Source organism: Alteromonas sp. MB-3u-76 (genome assembly GCF_002831605.1).
Lineage (GTDB): Bacteria > Pseudomonadota > Gammaproteobacteria > Enterobacterales > Alteromonadaceae > Alteromonas > Alteromonas hispanica.
This window is the reverse complement of record NZ_CP025115.1, coordinates 1,929,981-1,944,842: the sequence shown is the minus strand read 5'-3', so window position 1 is coordinate 1,944,842 and position 14,862 is coordinate 1,929,981. Positions and strand designations below refer to the sequence as shown.

General features: G+C 45.7%; 9 protein-coding genes and 1 pseudogene. 2 read left to right on the top strand and 8 right to left on the bottom strand.

The window, feature by feature from the left end:
• Window positions 1-6: 6 nt before the first annotated feature.
• The 7 genes from CW735_RS08545 to CW735_RS08515 all read right to left on the bottom strand — a co-directional run bounded on the left by CW735_RS08545 (window position 7) and on the right by CW735_RS08515 (window position 10,008).
• The gene (locus tag CW735_RS08545; RefSeq protein ID WP_071978932.1) at window positions 7-1,839 is read right to left on the bottom strand and encodes a 2Fe-2S iron-sulfur cluster-binding protein; all 1,833 of its coding nucleotides are present in this window, start codon (window positions 1,837-1,839) and stop codon (window positions 7-9) included.
• A 1-nt stretch (window position 1,840) separates the two neighbouring features.
• The gene (locus CW735_RS08540) at window positions 1,841-2,410 is read right to left on the bottom strand and encodes a peptidase (protein ID WP_232230572.1); all 570 of its coding nucleotides are present in this window, start codon (window positions 2,408-2,410) and stop codon (window positions 1,841-1,843) included.
• 131 nt (window positions 2,411-2,541) lie between these two features.
• Window positions 2,542-5,676 (bottom strand): efflux RND transporter permease subunit, encoded by a 3,135-nt coding sequence (locus CW735_RS08535; protein WP_071978930.1) that lies wholly within the window; start codon window positions 5,674-5,676, stop codon window positions 2,542-2,544.
• Window positions 5,673-7,673 carry an efflux RND transporter periplasmic adaptor subunit gene (locus tag CW735_RS08530; RefSeq protein WP_071978929.1) on the bottom strand — a complete coding sequence of 667 codons (2,001 nt, stop codon included), beginning with the start codon at window positions 7,671-7,673 and terminating at the stop codon, window positions 5,673-5,675. Before CW735_RS08530 ends, CW735_RS08535 begins: the two co-directional genes overlap by 4 nt.
• On the bottom strand, window positions 7,673-9,034 hold the full coding sequence (locus CW735_RS08525; protein ID WP_071978928.1) for a TolC family protein: 1,362 nt from the start codon (window positions 9,032-9,034) through the stop codon (window positions 7,673-7,675). Before CW735_RS08525 ends, CW735_RS08530 begins: the two co-directional genes overlap by 1 nt.
• Window positions 9,034-9,549 (bottom strand): DUF411 domain-containing protein, encoded by a 516-nt coding sequence (locus CW735_RS08520; RefSeq protein ID WP_071978927.1) that lies wholly within the window; start codon window positions 9,547-9,549, stop codon window positions 9,034-9,036. Before CW735_RS08520 ends, CW735_RS08525 begins: the two co-directional genes overlap by 1 nt.
• Window positions 9,550-9,648: 99 nt before the next feature.
• A complete protein-coding gene (locus CW735_RS08515) occupies window positions 9,649-10,008 on the bottom strand; it encodes a hypothetical protein (RefSeq protein WP_071978926.1) in 360 nt (119 codons plus the stop codon).
• A gap of 334 nt (window positions 10,009-10,342) precedes the next feature.
• Here CW735_RS08515 and CW735_RS08510 point away from each other — a divergent pair, with 334 nt between their 5' ends.
• Both CW735_RS08510 and CW735_RS08505 read left to right on the top strand, forming a co-directional pair.
• Window positions 10,343-11,020, top strand: coding sequence for a heavy metal response regulator transcription factor (locus tag CW735_RS08510; RefSeq protein WP_071978925.1), 678 nt, complete (start codon window positions 10,343-10,345; stop codon window positions 11,018-11,020).
• Window positions 11,010-12,422 (top strand): heavy metal sensor histidine kinase, encoded by a 1,413-nt coding sequence (locus CW735_RS08505; protein WP_071978924.1) that lies wholly within the window; start codon window positions 11,010-11,012, stop codon window positions 12,420-12,422. The genes CW735_RS08510 and CW735_RS08505 overlap by 11 nt, the downstream gene beginning before the upstream one ends.
• A gap of 43 nt (window positions 12,423-12,465) precedes the next feature.
• Here CW735_RS08505 and CW735_RS20115 read toward each other — a convergent pair.
• Window positions 12,466-14,651 (bottom strand): annotated as a pseudogene (locus CW735_RS20115) (TonB-dependent receptor plug domain-containing protein).
• Between the last annotated feature and the right edge of the window lie 211 nt (window positions 14,652-14,862).

Below are 14,862 nucleotides of genomic sequence, written 5' to 3'. Positions count from 1 at the left end.
GTAGTTTTAAGTAGTAGTAAATGGTGAAAATGAATCGATTTGTATAGCATTTTCATTGACGGAGTAGCGTAATAGTAATTGGGTTACATCGTTCATCATTGCCGGAGGACCGCAGAGGAAAAACAAACACCGATGGAGGTCGCGGTGTGTATCTAAAAATACGGCCAAAGGTATTTGCACGCGCCCCACCGGTCCACACCAAATTGAAGAGGCGTTTGAAACAATCGGTTGATAGGTAAAATTAGAATGCTGTGTTTCAACCGCTTTTAACCAGCAATGATTTGCCAATTCAACAGGGTGTTTGGCGCCATAAAAGAGGGTTATAGGCAGTGTCGAATGCAAGCCAAATATTAGTTCATCGATTAGAGCTTTTAGAGGTGCTATACCCGAGCCCCCACCGACCAACACAATTTCTCGTACACCAAGGTCATCAAGTAAGTTAAATCCCCCTCGAGGCGCAACTATATCAACCACCGTGCCGATGCTTAAATTACCAAGGTGAAAAGAACCGATGCCAGGTCTTTGGTTGTTAGATTGTGCCGGTTGCATTTTTATATTGAATGTAAGCACGCCACTACCATCATTTCGGTTTGCAACTGAATAATGCCTGACAGTGTTTGGATGGGAAAATGTAGCTGATTCAAAACGCGGCCAATAAGGCTGATAGCGTCTCGGTAAGTCTTTCGGAAACGCTAAAGATTGACCTTCTTTAATCGTGAATTGAACAAAACTGCCAGGCTTAAAATCCAGTGGAACACTGCCTTGATATTTAAATCTTAATTCTTTGATAAAGGGTGTAATGAATGTGTTTGAGAGCAACTCGCATGATACTGTTTTGGGGTTTGGAGACTCTACAAGCTGAACGTTGCCTTTCAAATCAGTGTTTTGCTGACAAGCTAAACGATACCCGGACAACAACCTGTCTTGAGATAAGCGGTATCGTTCTGCAACTGAAATGGCAGCCGATGGATCAAGGCGCACAATACATTGGCCGCATGTTCCCCCTCCCCCACATACTGACCCAATAGAAAGGGCGTTGTGCTGTAGACAATCCAGAAGTGATTCATTGTCCTTAGCAACGACGTTTTGGAGGTAACCTTGCTGATCTCGTACCACTAAGTCTTGCTTTCTATACGACCACCCAATGAATACTTGCTTATTTTTAACGAGGCTAACCAGCCACGTAATTCCTGAAATACTCAACAGCACAGTCAGTAACGCGAGAGCCTTGATCCACCAGTGATTAAATGAGCCGGTGTTCTGATAATCCATAAAGTGCAATAGCATCAACAAGTTTGTCCATTCCCTGTTGCTATCGACGACGCCGGCTAATTCCCCTGTCGATGCTCGGACATAAATGTGTGTCGTTTCTCTGTCTGATAAACGTACATGCCAAACCGATTGTTGCTCTTTGGGTAGATGCTCTATCGGCGGATCAACACGGCGCAAATCTTGAATAGGCGAAGTTAGCCGGAACTGATTGTTGACCAGATCACGGATATCGTTCGCTGTTAGTTCTATTTTATTTCCCTTTATCGCGTCTATTAACTCATACTCTCTTTCATTGGCATGTCTAGCATAGTGCGTCATAACCTTATAGGTCGGGTTTCCCAACAAGCTAAGCAGCTCAATAGAGAGTGCATTGGGTGAGCGTATAAGGACGTTCTCGACGGATATTAGGTTTGGCGTTAATACACTTCCTGCAATAGCGTCACTTGCGATTCTGGAGAGCGGTTTACTGTGCTCAGCCTGTCCAAGTAAAAAACCCGTAGCGAGCCAAACCATTAATTGTGAAAACACAATTAATGCAAGGTATTTGTGAATGATCCGCCAGAACATTTCAGTCAGCTGCCTTTCGCGATGACGAAAAGGAATAAGGCAGCAATAGCAAGCCTGCTAATGCGGCCAACAGCCCTATGATAGTCATGCTCACTAATAGTGTATTACTAACGTCTTCACCTTCTTGGTAATCCATAATATGGAGGCGCCATAACCAATCAAATACTTGCCAAGGGGCATGTCGAATATATTCAACCGTACCTGTGTCTTGACTGACGTAAAATGTTGGCGCAAGTGCGCCTTTAAATTCAACTCGCCATAATGGACGTCCTCGTTGCCCAACCGCACTATCCTCTTCGTTTTCACGCAGCAAGGTCACATTGTCGACCTCATACGACCGACTTGACCTGGACATTGCGATGGCGGCGGCTTGTTTGTCTGACAACGGTTGGATGACGTCTCCTGATAAGCCGCTGATCAGGTGCGTCTTACTGGCGAGGGTTAATCGGTAAACCGGCATCTCCCCCACACTGCCCAAAACGATTGACTTAGCATCAGGGTAGCGAGCGACTATCTCATCAAAGCCAACGTTTACCGTTGACAATGATGAAAGCGCGGGCGAACTTTTCATGAAATGATCGCCATGAATATAGTGGATATCAAACCAGACCATGTAGAGTCCACTCACTGACCAGAGGAGCATCTGCACACCGACAATCAACAGTAGGTATCGGTGTAACCGACGAGCAAGGCGACGCATAACTACCAATTACTCATCGTTTTGAGCTGCTGTTTTCGCCATATTAAATAAATGGCTGGTAAAATAAGTAGCGTCAATAAAATCGCACTGACCATCCCGCCCACCATGGGCGCAGCGATACGACTCATCACTTCAGACCCCGTACCTGAGCCATAAAGTACCGGTAATAGTCCGAATATAATGGTTGCGGTCGTCATCATGACTGGCCGGACACGCAAACCCGCGCCATGCAATACGGCTTCGGTTAGCATTCCTACGGTGGGTTTGATACCGTCCATTTTGCATTTGTCGATTAACGCCTGGTACTCATGATTCAAGTACACCAGCATAATGACGCCAATCTCGACAGCGACCCCGGCCAATGCAATGAAGCCAACGCCCACTGCCACTGAAAAGTTAAACCCCTCTAAGTACATAAGCCAAATACTACCGACCATCGATAAAGGCAACGTTCCCATGATGATCGCTACTTCAATAAAATTGCGGAAGTTGAGGTATAACAAGATCACGATAATAGCTAAAGTCAATGGCACTACATAGGTTAATTTTTCTTTTGCCCGCATCATATATTCATATTGTCCCGACCACGTTATGGAGTATCCTGCAGGCAATACCAGCTCCTCACTGACGACCTGCTGCGCCGCGACGACATAAGAGCCAATGTCTACGCCATCAATATCCACATACACCCAGCCATTAAGGCGTGCATTTTCACTTTTAATGCCTGGGGGACCATCTTCAATATACACATCCGCGACATCAGCCAACGCAATGCGTTTGCCTTGTGGTGTGACAATAGGCAACAATGACAATGATTCAGGTGATGAGCGATATGATTGTGGATATCGAATATTCACTGGGTAGCGCTCTAATCGTTCGACGCTCTGTGTAACATTCATTCCTCCAATGGCACTAGAAACAACTTGTTGAACGTCTGCTATGTTTAGACCATAGCGAGCGGCCCGTTCACGTTGGATATCGACTTTGACATAACGCCCGCCGGCAACGCGCTCTGAATAAACGGATGCCGTGCCCTCAACATCTGAAAGTATCGTTTCAATTTGTTGACCAATCTTTTGAATTTCCATAAGATCTGGACCTCCAATCTTGATGCCAACGGGGGTCTTAATACCGGTAGCCAACATATCAATCCGCGTTTTAATTGGCATAACCCATGCGTTCGTTAACCCCGGCAAATTAACCACAGCATCAAATTCTTTGATCAGATCCTGTGTCGTCATGCCTTCGCGCCATTGATCTTGAGGTTTTAATTGTATAAACGTTTCTATCATTGTTAATGGCGCAGGATCGGTTGCCGTATCGGCTCGGCCGACCTTGCCAAACACCGTTTCGACCTCAGGAACGGTCTTGATCAGTTTATTGGTTTGTTGCAATAACTCGCGTGCTTTACCTATCGAAATACCGGCATAAGTCGTCGGCATATACATTAAGTCACCTTCATCAAGCGGCGGGATAAATTCGCTACCGATCTTATCAATTGGCCAAAGCCCAATTCCCAGTACTATAACGGCGACCAGCATGGTCAACTTGGGAAAACGTAATACCGTTTTCAGTGTTGGCATGTATAAAAACGTCAAGAACCGATTTACAGGATTCTTATGCTCCGCAAGTACTTTACCGCGCACAAAGTACCCCATCAAAACTGGCACCAAGGTGATAGCAAGAGCTGCGGAAGCGGCCATCGCATATGTTTTGGTGAATGCAAGCGGCGAGAACATCCTGCCCTCTTGCGCTTCTAGTGTAAACACTGGTACGAAACTAACGGTGATGATCAACAAACTGAAAAACAGCGCAGGTCCGACTTCAGACGCTGAATCCATGACGACCTGCCATCGATTTTCTTTCGTCAGGGGGGTTCGCTCCATATGCTTATGCATATTTTCGATCATGACAATGGCCCCATCGCTCATTGCACCAATAGCAATAGCGATCCCCCCCAAGGACATGATGTTCGCATTGATACCTTGCATATACATCACGATGATTGCCGTGATGATTCCGACAGGAATACTTATAATTGCGACCAACGAAGAGCGTACATGAAATAAGAACGCGATACACACTAGGGCAACGACGATAAACTCTTCTACCAGTTTAGAGGCCAAGTTATCTACCGCCCGTTCAATCAAAGCTGAGCGATCGTAAACCGTGACGATTTCGACGCCATCCGGCAATCCTTTTTTAAGATCGTCGAGTTTAGCTTTGACTCCGTTAATGGTTGTTTGAGCATTTTCTCCAAATCGCATAACAACGATGCCGCCTACGGTTTCTCCTTCGCCATTCAGCTCAGCGATACCCCTGCGCATTTGGGGACCTAATTGCACATCCGCGATATCCCTAACCAACAGCGGCGTACCATTTTCATTCACGCCGAGAGGGATCGTTTCGATATCTTGTTTGCTTGAAATATAGCCTGTCGCCCTGACCATATATTCAGCCTCAGCCATTTCAATAACAGATGCGCCAACTTCTTTGTTGCCTCTTTTGATGGCCGTTTGAATATGCGATAGCGGGATCCCATAAGCCCGCAGTTTTTCAGGATCAACTTTAACTTGATATTGCTTTACCATACCGCCTAACGCAGAAACCTCAGAGACACCGGGAACGGTTTGCAGTTCGTACTTGAGAAACCAATCCTGCAGACTACGTAGTTGTGATATGTCGTTTTTGCCTGTGCGGTCAACCAATGCATACAAGTAAACCCAACCCACACCCGTTGCATCTGGGCCTAATTGTGGCCGAGCATTTTCAGGCAAATTGGGAGCAACTTGAGACAGGTATTCTAATACGCGGCTTCGGGCCCAATATAGATCCGTGCTGTCATCAAAAATGATGTAGACATATGAGTCGCCAAAGAAAGAATAACCCCTGACTGTTTTAGCGCCTGGTACCGACAACATCGCTGTTGTAAGCGGATAAGTCACCTGATCTTCAACCACCTGAGGTGCTTGTCCAGGGTAACTCGTCTTAATGATGACCTGGACATCAGATAGGTCGGGCAATGCATCAATTGGTGTATTCTTTATCGTGAATAAACCACCGCCGATAATAATTAAGGTCGTCAGTAATACGAAGAAGCGGTTGGAAACTGACCATCGAATAATAGCAGCGATCATTCGTGTGCTCCTCCATGGTTGCTATGATCCATCGAAGCATCTTGGCTTTCAGACTGAATGCTCAGGATCCTAAAGTTGCCGTCAGTGATCTCAAACGTAAATGTAATGTCAGCACCGACCGTAAATTGGCTGATATCGATATCGTCGCTCACGGTAAAGTCAAGAGTTGCCGCAGGCCTATCCCACTTTGGGATCGCTTCACGTGAAATATTGACTACACGAGACTGCGTATTGATGGCATTAATGGTGCCTGTCACCATTGCGCTTTGCGCTGAACTTGGTTCTGCTGATTTTACATGGATGGTTGTTACCAGATAGTCGCTATCACCGGTTTTGGTGATTTCAATATGCAAATCCATACCAGCTTTCAACTGTGATAAATCGATAGTGTCAGCAACAAAGAAATCCATTGTCATCGCGGGCCAATCCCACGCTTCAATTGCTCCGTGGTCAAGATTTAGCATTTTGTGTGAGGGCATAACCGAATTAATCGTTGCTTCAGTCCATATAGTGCGTCCATTTATCGTCTGTGTATCAGCATTGTCGTCAATGATATGCACCGTCGTTACCACATACTGACCATCGTTTTCTTTACTAATTTCAATATGCGCCCCCATACCTTGCCGCAAACTCGTTAGGTCTACGTGGTTAGCGACAGTAAAATCCATTGTCATTTCTGGCCAATCCCATTCACTGATGGCGCCATGGTTCACTGTTATCATGTTATGTGAGGGCATAACATCGGTGATGGTGGCTTCGGTAAAAACCGACGACGGGAGTGCACCAGGTGCTTCCATCCGTTTAAAATCTGAACTGATACTGCTTTCTGAATCGAGTAAAAAGTGTGCCGAGGTGACAATCTGATCCCCGTCGATGAGACCTGTAGTAATCTCAGTGTAGTCCTCTACCACTCGACCTACATCTACGGCAATGGACTTGAATTGCCCGTCACCCAACGCCAAGACAACACGATCTTGCGTGCCGGTTCTGATAACCGCTTCTGATGGCACAAGAACGTTGTCTGAGTCAAAGTCTGAATGTATTGTGATCTGGGCAAACATGTTCGGCTTAAGCGCGTAATCGGCATTTTTAAAGCGTAACCGAACCCGTAGCGTTCGAGTGCTCTGTTCAAGTGTGGGGTAGACGTAATCAACCTCACCCTCCCATGTTTTGCCGGGTAAAAAATCTAACGTCATTGTGACGGGAAGTCCAACAGTGACTTGCGCGGATTGCCGTTCAAAGATTTCAGCATCAACCCACACCTCATCCAACGCACCAATGGATAGGAGGGTATTGCCTGGCTTGATAAAGAATCCTTCGCGGATATTTAAATTGTCAACAAACCCGGTTTGCGGTGCCGAAAAAGTGATCGTTTGACGAACTTTTTTGCTCGATATTAAGGACTGAATCGCTTCATTTGGCATTTGCAACGCATCTAACCGCGACCGAGCAGCATTGATCAAATCGTCGCTCCCGCGGCGCATCGCGATCAGCAGCTCTTCTTGCGCATTGACCAATTCTGGGGAATAGAGCGAATACAATGGTTCGCCTTTTTTGACATACTCTCCCGAGGCTTTCACATGCAGTGTATCTACCCAACCTTCAACGCGTGGGTGGATATGTATCAAGGTGTCTTCATTGTATTGCAAATAGCCAACCGTACGAATAGGGACATGCAGCGAGCGGCGTTGAACCGATGCTGTTCTTACCCCTAAATTATTAACTACATTGGGTGATATGCTAATGGTTCCCGGACCTTCATTACCTCCGGTGCTCTCCTCATAAACGGGGACGAGATCCATTCCCATCGGAGATTTACCCGGTTCATCACGACGGTAATTGGGATCCATCGGTGCCACCCAATAGAGTGGCTGGGGTTCTGTGCTTTGCCCTGCTGCGTTAGATGGTGCATCAGAAGGAAGTAGGGATGTATATGCTAACGCAGTCATTGCACCGCCGATAACACATCCTAAAATAATGGCTTTCGTGTTATTCATTATTGTTCTCCGAATTGAGTCTTGGAAATACCTGCGGTGGTATTGAAATAATAATTAAGTCGAATGTTTGTTCTGACGAGATCCACATCGATATCCAATGCATCAATACGCGCATTCAAATCCGCGATACGCGCGCGAGCAACTTCGGCGAAATCGCCGTCATCATTGGTGTAGGCATTCAAGGACGCATCTGCTTGTTCTTGCATTTGTGCTAATAACTCGTCGTTGTATAACGATTGCCTGTCAGTTAAACGTTCTCGCTCAGCGTATAACGACTGGATGGCAGACATCATTTCGCGCAGTGCGAGTAACTTGTCAGTCTTTATGGCTTCTGATTGATTTACGGCTGCAGAGACTTCTTTGTCTTGACGGTTTTCAGTAAAAATAGGTAAATCAAAACTAACACCGACTGACAAAAAATCAGCTCGACTTGCACCTGCCGGGGTATCATCGCGAAAAGCGTAACTGGCATTTACGCCCCATTGGGGTTTGTATTTTTCTTTAGCTAACTCAACCCCGGTTTGACTCGCTCTGATACGTTGATTAATGGATAAAATATAAGGATGATCTGCGAGTAATTCCGCGAGCTGTTGTTGGTTTTTTCTTTCTACCATTAACAACGTGTTGTCAGTGATTTTTGCAATGGCAGGTAATGTATTAGGCAACTGCAACGCGCTAAATGCATCAAAGCCAAGTTGGCGTGCAGACTGCTGGTTTTTTAGGATCCATTCCAATAACTTACCTGTTGCGCGTTCTTCCAGTGCTTGTAGTTTTGTTAATCTGTCATCTAACCGCGTCAATTCTAACTTTGCCCTAATGATGTCTTGCTGTTGCACGCGTCCAAGGGCGGTCGCATAATTCGCTTTGGCAATGTCACTGAGTTGCTCAAACAATGCCCAATCTTGATGGATTAGCTTAATACTCTGCTGCGCGCGATAAATTTCAAGCCAAATATCAGAGACCTGCACACGTGTGCGGGCGATGCGATCAGCACGCATTAATGGGTGCTCGGCGGCTTGTTCTCTTAATTGACGAGAACGAATATCTAACGAATCCCCTCTGGGGAACATCTGTGAAACCCCTGCCTTAAGTTGCGTCATGGGTTCTTGATCGAATGCTAATCCATCTGTTGGTAAGTTCGCTAAACCAATATTAACTACCGGGTCCGGCAAACTAGCGGCTGCCACGCTACTTGAAACAATGGCTTGCTCGCGATACTCACTGCCTACAAGCCAAGGATCGTTGTTAATCGCGATTTCAACAGCCTGCTCCAATGTCAATACCGACTTGGTTTGACTTTGGGCGAGCCCAGTATTCAAAAGCGTCATTAGTACAATGACATGAAATGAAAAGCGTCTCATTAGAATTGCTCCTCATAGGTATTAACTTCGGCATAAGTGGTTGCGCTGCCATCGTCATTGAGTTGCAGAACAAGATAAGGGTGAAATTGATCACCGACTTCCATACCAGGTGAGCCAATTGGCATAGCCGGCACACTGAGTCCGATGGCGCCTTCAGGTATATTGTCTAAAAATTGCTGAATGAATTTTGCTGGAATGTGACCTTCAAAAACAAAACCGTCTGGGGACAATGCCGTATGGCACGAACGGTAATTAGGCGCAACACCATATTTGTCTTTAATTCGAGACATTAACGTAACATTGGATACGTCTGCGTCGAACCCGTGCTCTTCAATATGGTTCACCCACTTTTGGCAACACTTACAAGAACGGCTTTTGTAAACTGTTAAGGACGTTATCGGGGATTCAGTCACTGCCTCTGAATCGTTATTTGTCTGTGTTGCGTCGGTACATGCTGATAAAAACAGTGCAAACACCAAGGCTATCCACATCGAGCGATGCGTAATAATTGACATAATTACTTTCTCATTTCTATTGTTTAAATAAATGGCTTGCTACGAACATTCGACTAACAAGCGATATCATTGCCCGAATTCTAGACGGACTTATCCTGCTTAAATGAGAGAGTGTTTCGGAGGGCGCTGCAATCCACCTAAAAAGATTTGGTTTAGGTTTGGGTTAAGAGACTGAATACTCAGCGACACGCCTTCGGGTGACGAATGAGCATGACTAGAGAGAAGACCAATATGAAACATCGCCATTGGACAACAGCAATCTTGCTGACAACAATCATTCATATCATCGCTTTGCGAGTGTTTCATCATGTCATGAGCGCTGTGCATATCGTGAGATCCGACCTCCATCTCCGCTGCCATTTCGTCACTGCATGGCATTTGCGCGAATGCAAATGACTCGCTCATTTGCACACTGAGCAATGCAATCACAATAATTAAGTGAATGAAGGCGCTTTTCACGGTCTCGTCGTTCCTTGGTGTTTGGCAGACAGTAGTCAATGACTGTTTATTAATGGCTGGTGATGTTAGCACCCTCGCCTGACAACCAGATTACCCCTACATTACAATTCGGTAATAAATGCAATTAGACGGATTATCATAGATCAAAGGCAAGGATTTCATTGCATAATCAGCGACCTAAGGGCTAACATCTTGATAGCGCTCAGCATTAAGATTACGGGACATTAGCGAAATTACAAAGCGACCTACATAGTAGGTGTTTCGTTTCACGGTTTCGTTACGTACATTAATATTGTAAGCGGGCTTATCATAAGTAAAACGGGCGGAACATCGCATGAAAATATTAGTCGTTGAAGACGAAACAAAAACTGGAGACTACATCAAACAAGGCCTTGCCGAATCGGGCTTTGTTGTTGAGTTAGTTCGGACCGGCCTCGATGGCCATCACAAAGCCATGCTCGGTGAATATGAGTTGATCATCTTAGACGTCATGCTGCCTGATATCGATGGTTGGAAAATATTGTCATCGTTACGAGAGTCTAACAATCATACACCGGTTCTTTTTCTTACTGCTCGTGATCATGTGAATGACCGTGTTAAAGGTTTAGAGCTCGGCGCAGATGATTACTTAGTGAAGCCGTTTGCATTTGCTGAGCTGCTAGCGCGTGTGCGCACGTTGATCCGCCGCGGCACGTCCGTGCCCAATAATATTTTACACATAGCCGATTTGGAGCTCGACATTCCTTCGCGTATTGCCACGCGAAGTGGGCGCACAATAAACCTGACAACTAAAGAGTTCACCTTATTAGAATTAATGGTGAGACGCCAAGGCGAGGTATTGCCGCGTTCTCTTATTGCTTCGCAAGTATGGGATATGAATTTTGATAGCGATACCAATGTGATTGATGTCGCCATTCGCCGTCTTCGAGCAAAAATCGATGATGACTTTTCACCAAAGCTCATTCAGACTGTGCGAGGGATGGGATATAAAATGTGCAGTAATGAATCTTAAGGATCTATCAAAGCGACCAAGCTCTCTCGCCTTTCGGGTCACTATACTTGTTGGGCTCACTATCTTTGTGTGCCTAACGTTTATAAGTCTTATTGTGCAGCAATCGATTGCTCAGCATTTTGAAGAGCAGGATGCAGATGAGCTGAATGAGGTGTTTCTAGCCGTGAAACGCAAGCTTAATACAGCGTATAGTGAAGGGGTTGCACCGTCTAGCATATTATTCCAAGCTGTCTCTGGGCATCACGGTGTCTATTATTTAGTTAAAAATAAAGACAACGAAGTTATTTTTAGCAGTGAGAGTGCGGTGCTAGAAAAATACCCTGGGGATACGTATGAAATAGAACAAATAACGCCATCCATGTTAAGCCTCTTTTTCGACGGCGAACATATGTTACGGGCAACGGAAATAACCGTGCGTATTGAAGACGGCAACATCCAAACACATTATCAAGTCATCGTTGCCTCGAACATGGAATTTCATATGAACTATATGGAAGACTTCGAGACAACATTGTGGGGGATCATTGTATTGTCTGGGGCTATTACGATCTTAGCCGCGCGGTTTGCTGTTTATCGTGGTCACTCCCCCTTACGACGTCTCAGTCGCAAAATCGGTTCCATCACCGCGGATAAATTGGATATCAGGTTGGAACCCACCGAAGTCCCAGTGGAGCTTGCTAATCTGGTGGAGTCCTTTAATGCGATGATTGAGAGACTTGAAAGCGGGTTTGAGCAGCTGTCCCATTTTTCCGCTGACATAGCTCATGAACTAAGAACGCCTATCACCAACCTGACTACACAGACCCAAGTCATACTCAATCAACCACGCTCGACGAATGAATACACTGACATCTTATATTCTAACTTAGAAGAGTACGAGCGAATGTCGAAAATGGTCAGTGACATGTTGTTACTAGCACAAACGGAGCATGGCTTGATCAAACCCAACGCTGAGCGGATAGACTGTCAGAAAGAAATCGGTGGATTAATCGAATACTTTGAGCTCTTGGCCGAAGAGAAGCACATCAGCATTCAACTTATTGGTCACAAAATAACGTTAATGTGCGACAAATCGATGTTTCTACAAGCACTGAGCAACTTGTTATCTAATGCCATTCGGTACACTCCCGATAATGCAGAAGTAACCGTATCTACTCAAATACAGGATAACGAAGCATTGATATCGATTTCAAACCCAGGTAATAAGATCCCTGACATTCAACTTTCTCGCCTTTTCGATCGTTTCTACCGCGCGGATCCATCTCGAAAACGTGACGGGCAAGGCGCTGGATTAGGATTAACCATTGCGAGATCTGTTCTTGAAGTTAACGGTGCACATATACAAGTGGGATCAGATGAGCAGGCAACCACGTTCACGGTCATCTTTCCATTGCGTAGCTGACGCCTCGAACACACGCAAGTGTTAGTTCGAGACGCCCGTTGGACTAAAAGGTATACACGCCTTTTAAATAATAGAAACCGCCGTTAATGCCAATGGGTGACGTCGTTGGGTACTTTGAACCCGCCACTTCGGTATCATAAAGCACATTTTCATCAGGGAGGTTATCAAACGCATTTCGAGCGCCTAGTGTCATAATAAATGATTCATTAATATGATAACCAACTTCAAAATCGACCGTGTATTCCGCACCCACTTCCTCTATGGGTAAACCGGCATCGATGTGATCTTCAAAAATGTCACTAAAATAATTAAGGCGCGTTAATACCCGCCAATCGCCATTCGTATGATTGCCAGTCAGGCTGAAGCGGTATTCAGGCAAATTATCCTCAATCATTCGAATGCGAGTGGGTGAAATGTTTTGGACTTGCTCACCATTCACATCGAACGTTTTAACATCATCAACTTCTGTACCGGTCCAGTTCCCCGCAAACGAGAAAACCGTATCTCCTCCCAACATTTCCATTGAATAATTAGCGACGACATCAATACCTTGTGTTGACGTTGCAAAGTCATTTGTGAAGAAACTCACTTCACTAAAGTCCTCGTACCGAATAGCTGCCCCACCATAAAATCGTCGCTAAAGAAATACTCCGAATCAATATACAGCGCTGCGCTATTACGACTATTCTTGCCTTGGAACCGAGCGGCTAGCCCAGGAAAGCCGTTTGAACCGATACCAAATCTCTGTGCGGCTAAAGGGCCTACTTCGTAGGACTTTGGATCCCCAGCGATGGCTTCAAACGCTTCATATCGATAATCAATGCCCCCGGCTAAGAACAACGGCTCATTCCCGCCAATATCAATATACTTATTGATGTCGATATTGAAGCTCGCTTCTGTTTGAATGTAGCGCCCGGGATTAAACGATGTTGGTGTCTCCGGTCCTAATGACGGATTTATGGTGTTGCTAATGGCATAATCGATTTCATTAGTACCATAAGCACCACTGACATCGTAATTTAGCTCGTTATCCAATTCTCCACGAGTACCAACAACCAATAAAGCATCAGTAACGATCCCCCCAAATTTGGGGGTAAATCCACCAGGAAAGAGTTCGTTGAATGCAAAACAATCAGGATTGTTTGCAACTTGGTTGATATAAACATGGTTGTCTAGCACGTTTGAGCCGACGGCTATATCGGTCGGACAGTTGCCCGATAGATCTGGCGTCAAGTCGGCTACCAGTAATAATTGCTCACCACTGTCATTGGTTCCGCCATCATTGACACCACCGCGGTTGTGTGGGTTTCGAAAGTAAAACCCGCCCTCCACTTCTCGTCTCGCATAGTTACCAAATAAATACGCTTCACTGTTTTAATCAAGCTCCAAACCTGCATTGGCAAAAAACTTGAGATCCCCTTTTATTTCAGGACTCCCCCAGACTTGCGCCGGATCTTCAACGAACGTGTTGCCATTGTTAATCAGCGCCGCCGCATCATCGCGTTGTACGCTTCGTGACGTGGGATCGGCCGTTCGATATTCTAGAGAGAGATTGACAAACCCTTGATCAGTCAATGGCAACCCAACATTGCCCGCGACCATCGTCGTTGCGCCATCCCCTTCATAATATTGACCTTTATTAAATTCCACTAGGCCTCCTTCAGCGTCATCTTTAAGCGCAAAGTTGATCACGCCGGCAATTGCGTCAGAGCCATATTGCGCTGCCGCACCGTCCCGTAATACTTCAACTTGTTTAAGTGCAACAGACGGTATGACGGATATATCAGGCCCTTGCGCACCGTCGGATATTTGACCACCTAAAAACGTAATAACCGCTGAGCGATGACGCCGTTTTCCATTCACCAGTATCAAGGTGTGGTCCGGCGCGAGCCCTCTTAAATTCGCGGGACGTACTAGGGTTGAAGCATCATTAATTGGTTGGTCGTTAACATTAAAGGATGGCACGGCGGCTTGCATCATTGTCGTGATGTCGGTGGACCCGGTACTTTTAAATTCTTCTGCGCTGATAATGTCAACAGGTACCGCTGAATCCCCTATCGAGCGTGGCGCTGAACGCGTACCGACGACTGCGATTTTTTCTACATCCGCTTCAGTGGTGCCGGCCTGCTCTTGTGCAACCAGCGTGGGTGAAATAGCCACTTCGATGGAAGCAGAAAAAAGAGTCTTTGCAAACCCCAACCTTGTCGCCTTTGATTTAGTGTTAGTCATGTGTTTCCCTGATTTTATGTCTATGTCGTGTTGTTTGAAAAATCTCTTGAGAACCCAAACCGGTTGTTACAGATGTAGGAGGGCTAAGAGACTACCGTGCTGCGCAAAATACGCGCAGAGACTGGCCAGTACTGACAAAATCCGCCATGACCTACATGGCGGTGGGATTACATGATAATTACAATTTTGAAAGGTACTAAGAGTGTAAGAA

What these genes read in the sequence shown, in the direction of transcription:
- CW735_RS08520 (WP_071978927.1), bottom strand. Translation starts at nt 9,549, where the DNA reads ATGTCAATTATTACGCATCGCTCGATGTGGATAGCCTTGGTGTTTGCA.
- CW735_RS08535 (WP_071978930.1), bottom strand. Translation starts at nt 5,676, where the DNA reads ATGATCGCTGCTATTATTCGATGGTCAGTTTCCAACCGCTTCTTCGTA.
- CW735_RS08510 (WP_071978925.1), top strand. Translation starts at nt 10,343, where the DNA reads ATGAAAATATTAGTCGTTGAAGACGAAACAAAAACTGGAGACTACATC.
- CW735_RS08530 (WP_071978929.1), bottom strand. Translation starts at nt 7,673, where the DNA reads ATGAATAACACGAAAGCCATTATTTTAGGATGTGTTATCGGCGGTGCA.
- CW735_RS08540 (WP_232230572.1), bottom strand. Translation starts at nt 2,410, where the DNA reads ATGAAAAGTTCGCCCGCGCTTTCATCATTGTCAACGGTAAACGTTGGC.
- CW735_RS08505 (WP_071978924.1), top strand. Translation starts at nt 11,010, where the DNA reads ATGAATCTTAAGGATCTATCAAAGCGACCAAGCTCTCTCGCCTTTCGG.
- CW735_RS08525 (WP_071978928.1), bottom strand. Translation starts at nt 9,034, where the DNA reads ATGAGACGCTTTTCATTTCATGTCATTGTACTAATGACGCTTTTGAAT.
- CW735_RS08545 (WP_071978932.1), bottom strand. Translation starts at nt 1,839, where the DNA reads ATGTTCTGGCGGATCATTCACAAATACCTTGCATTAATTGTGTTTTCA.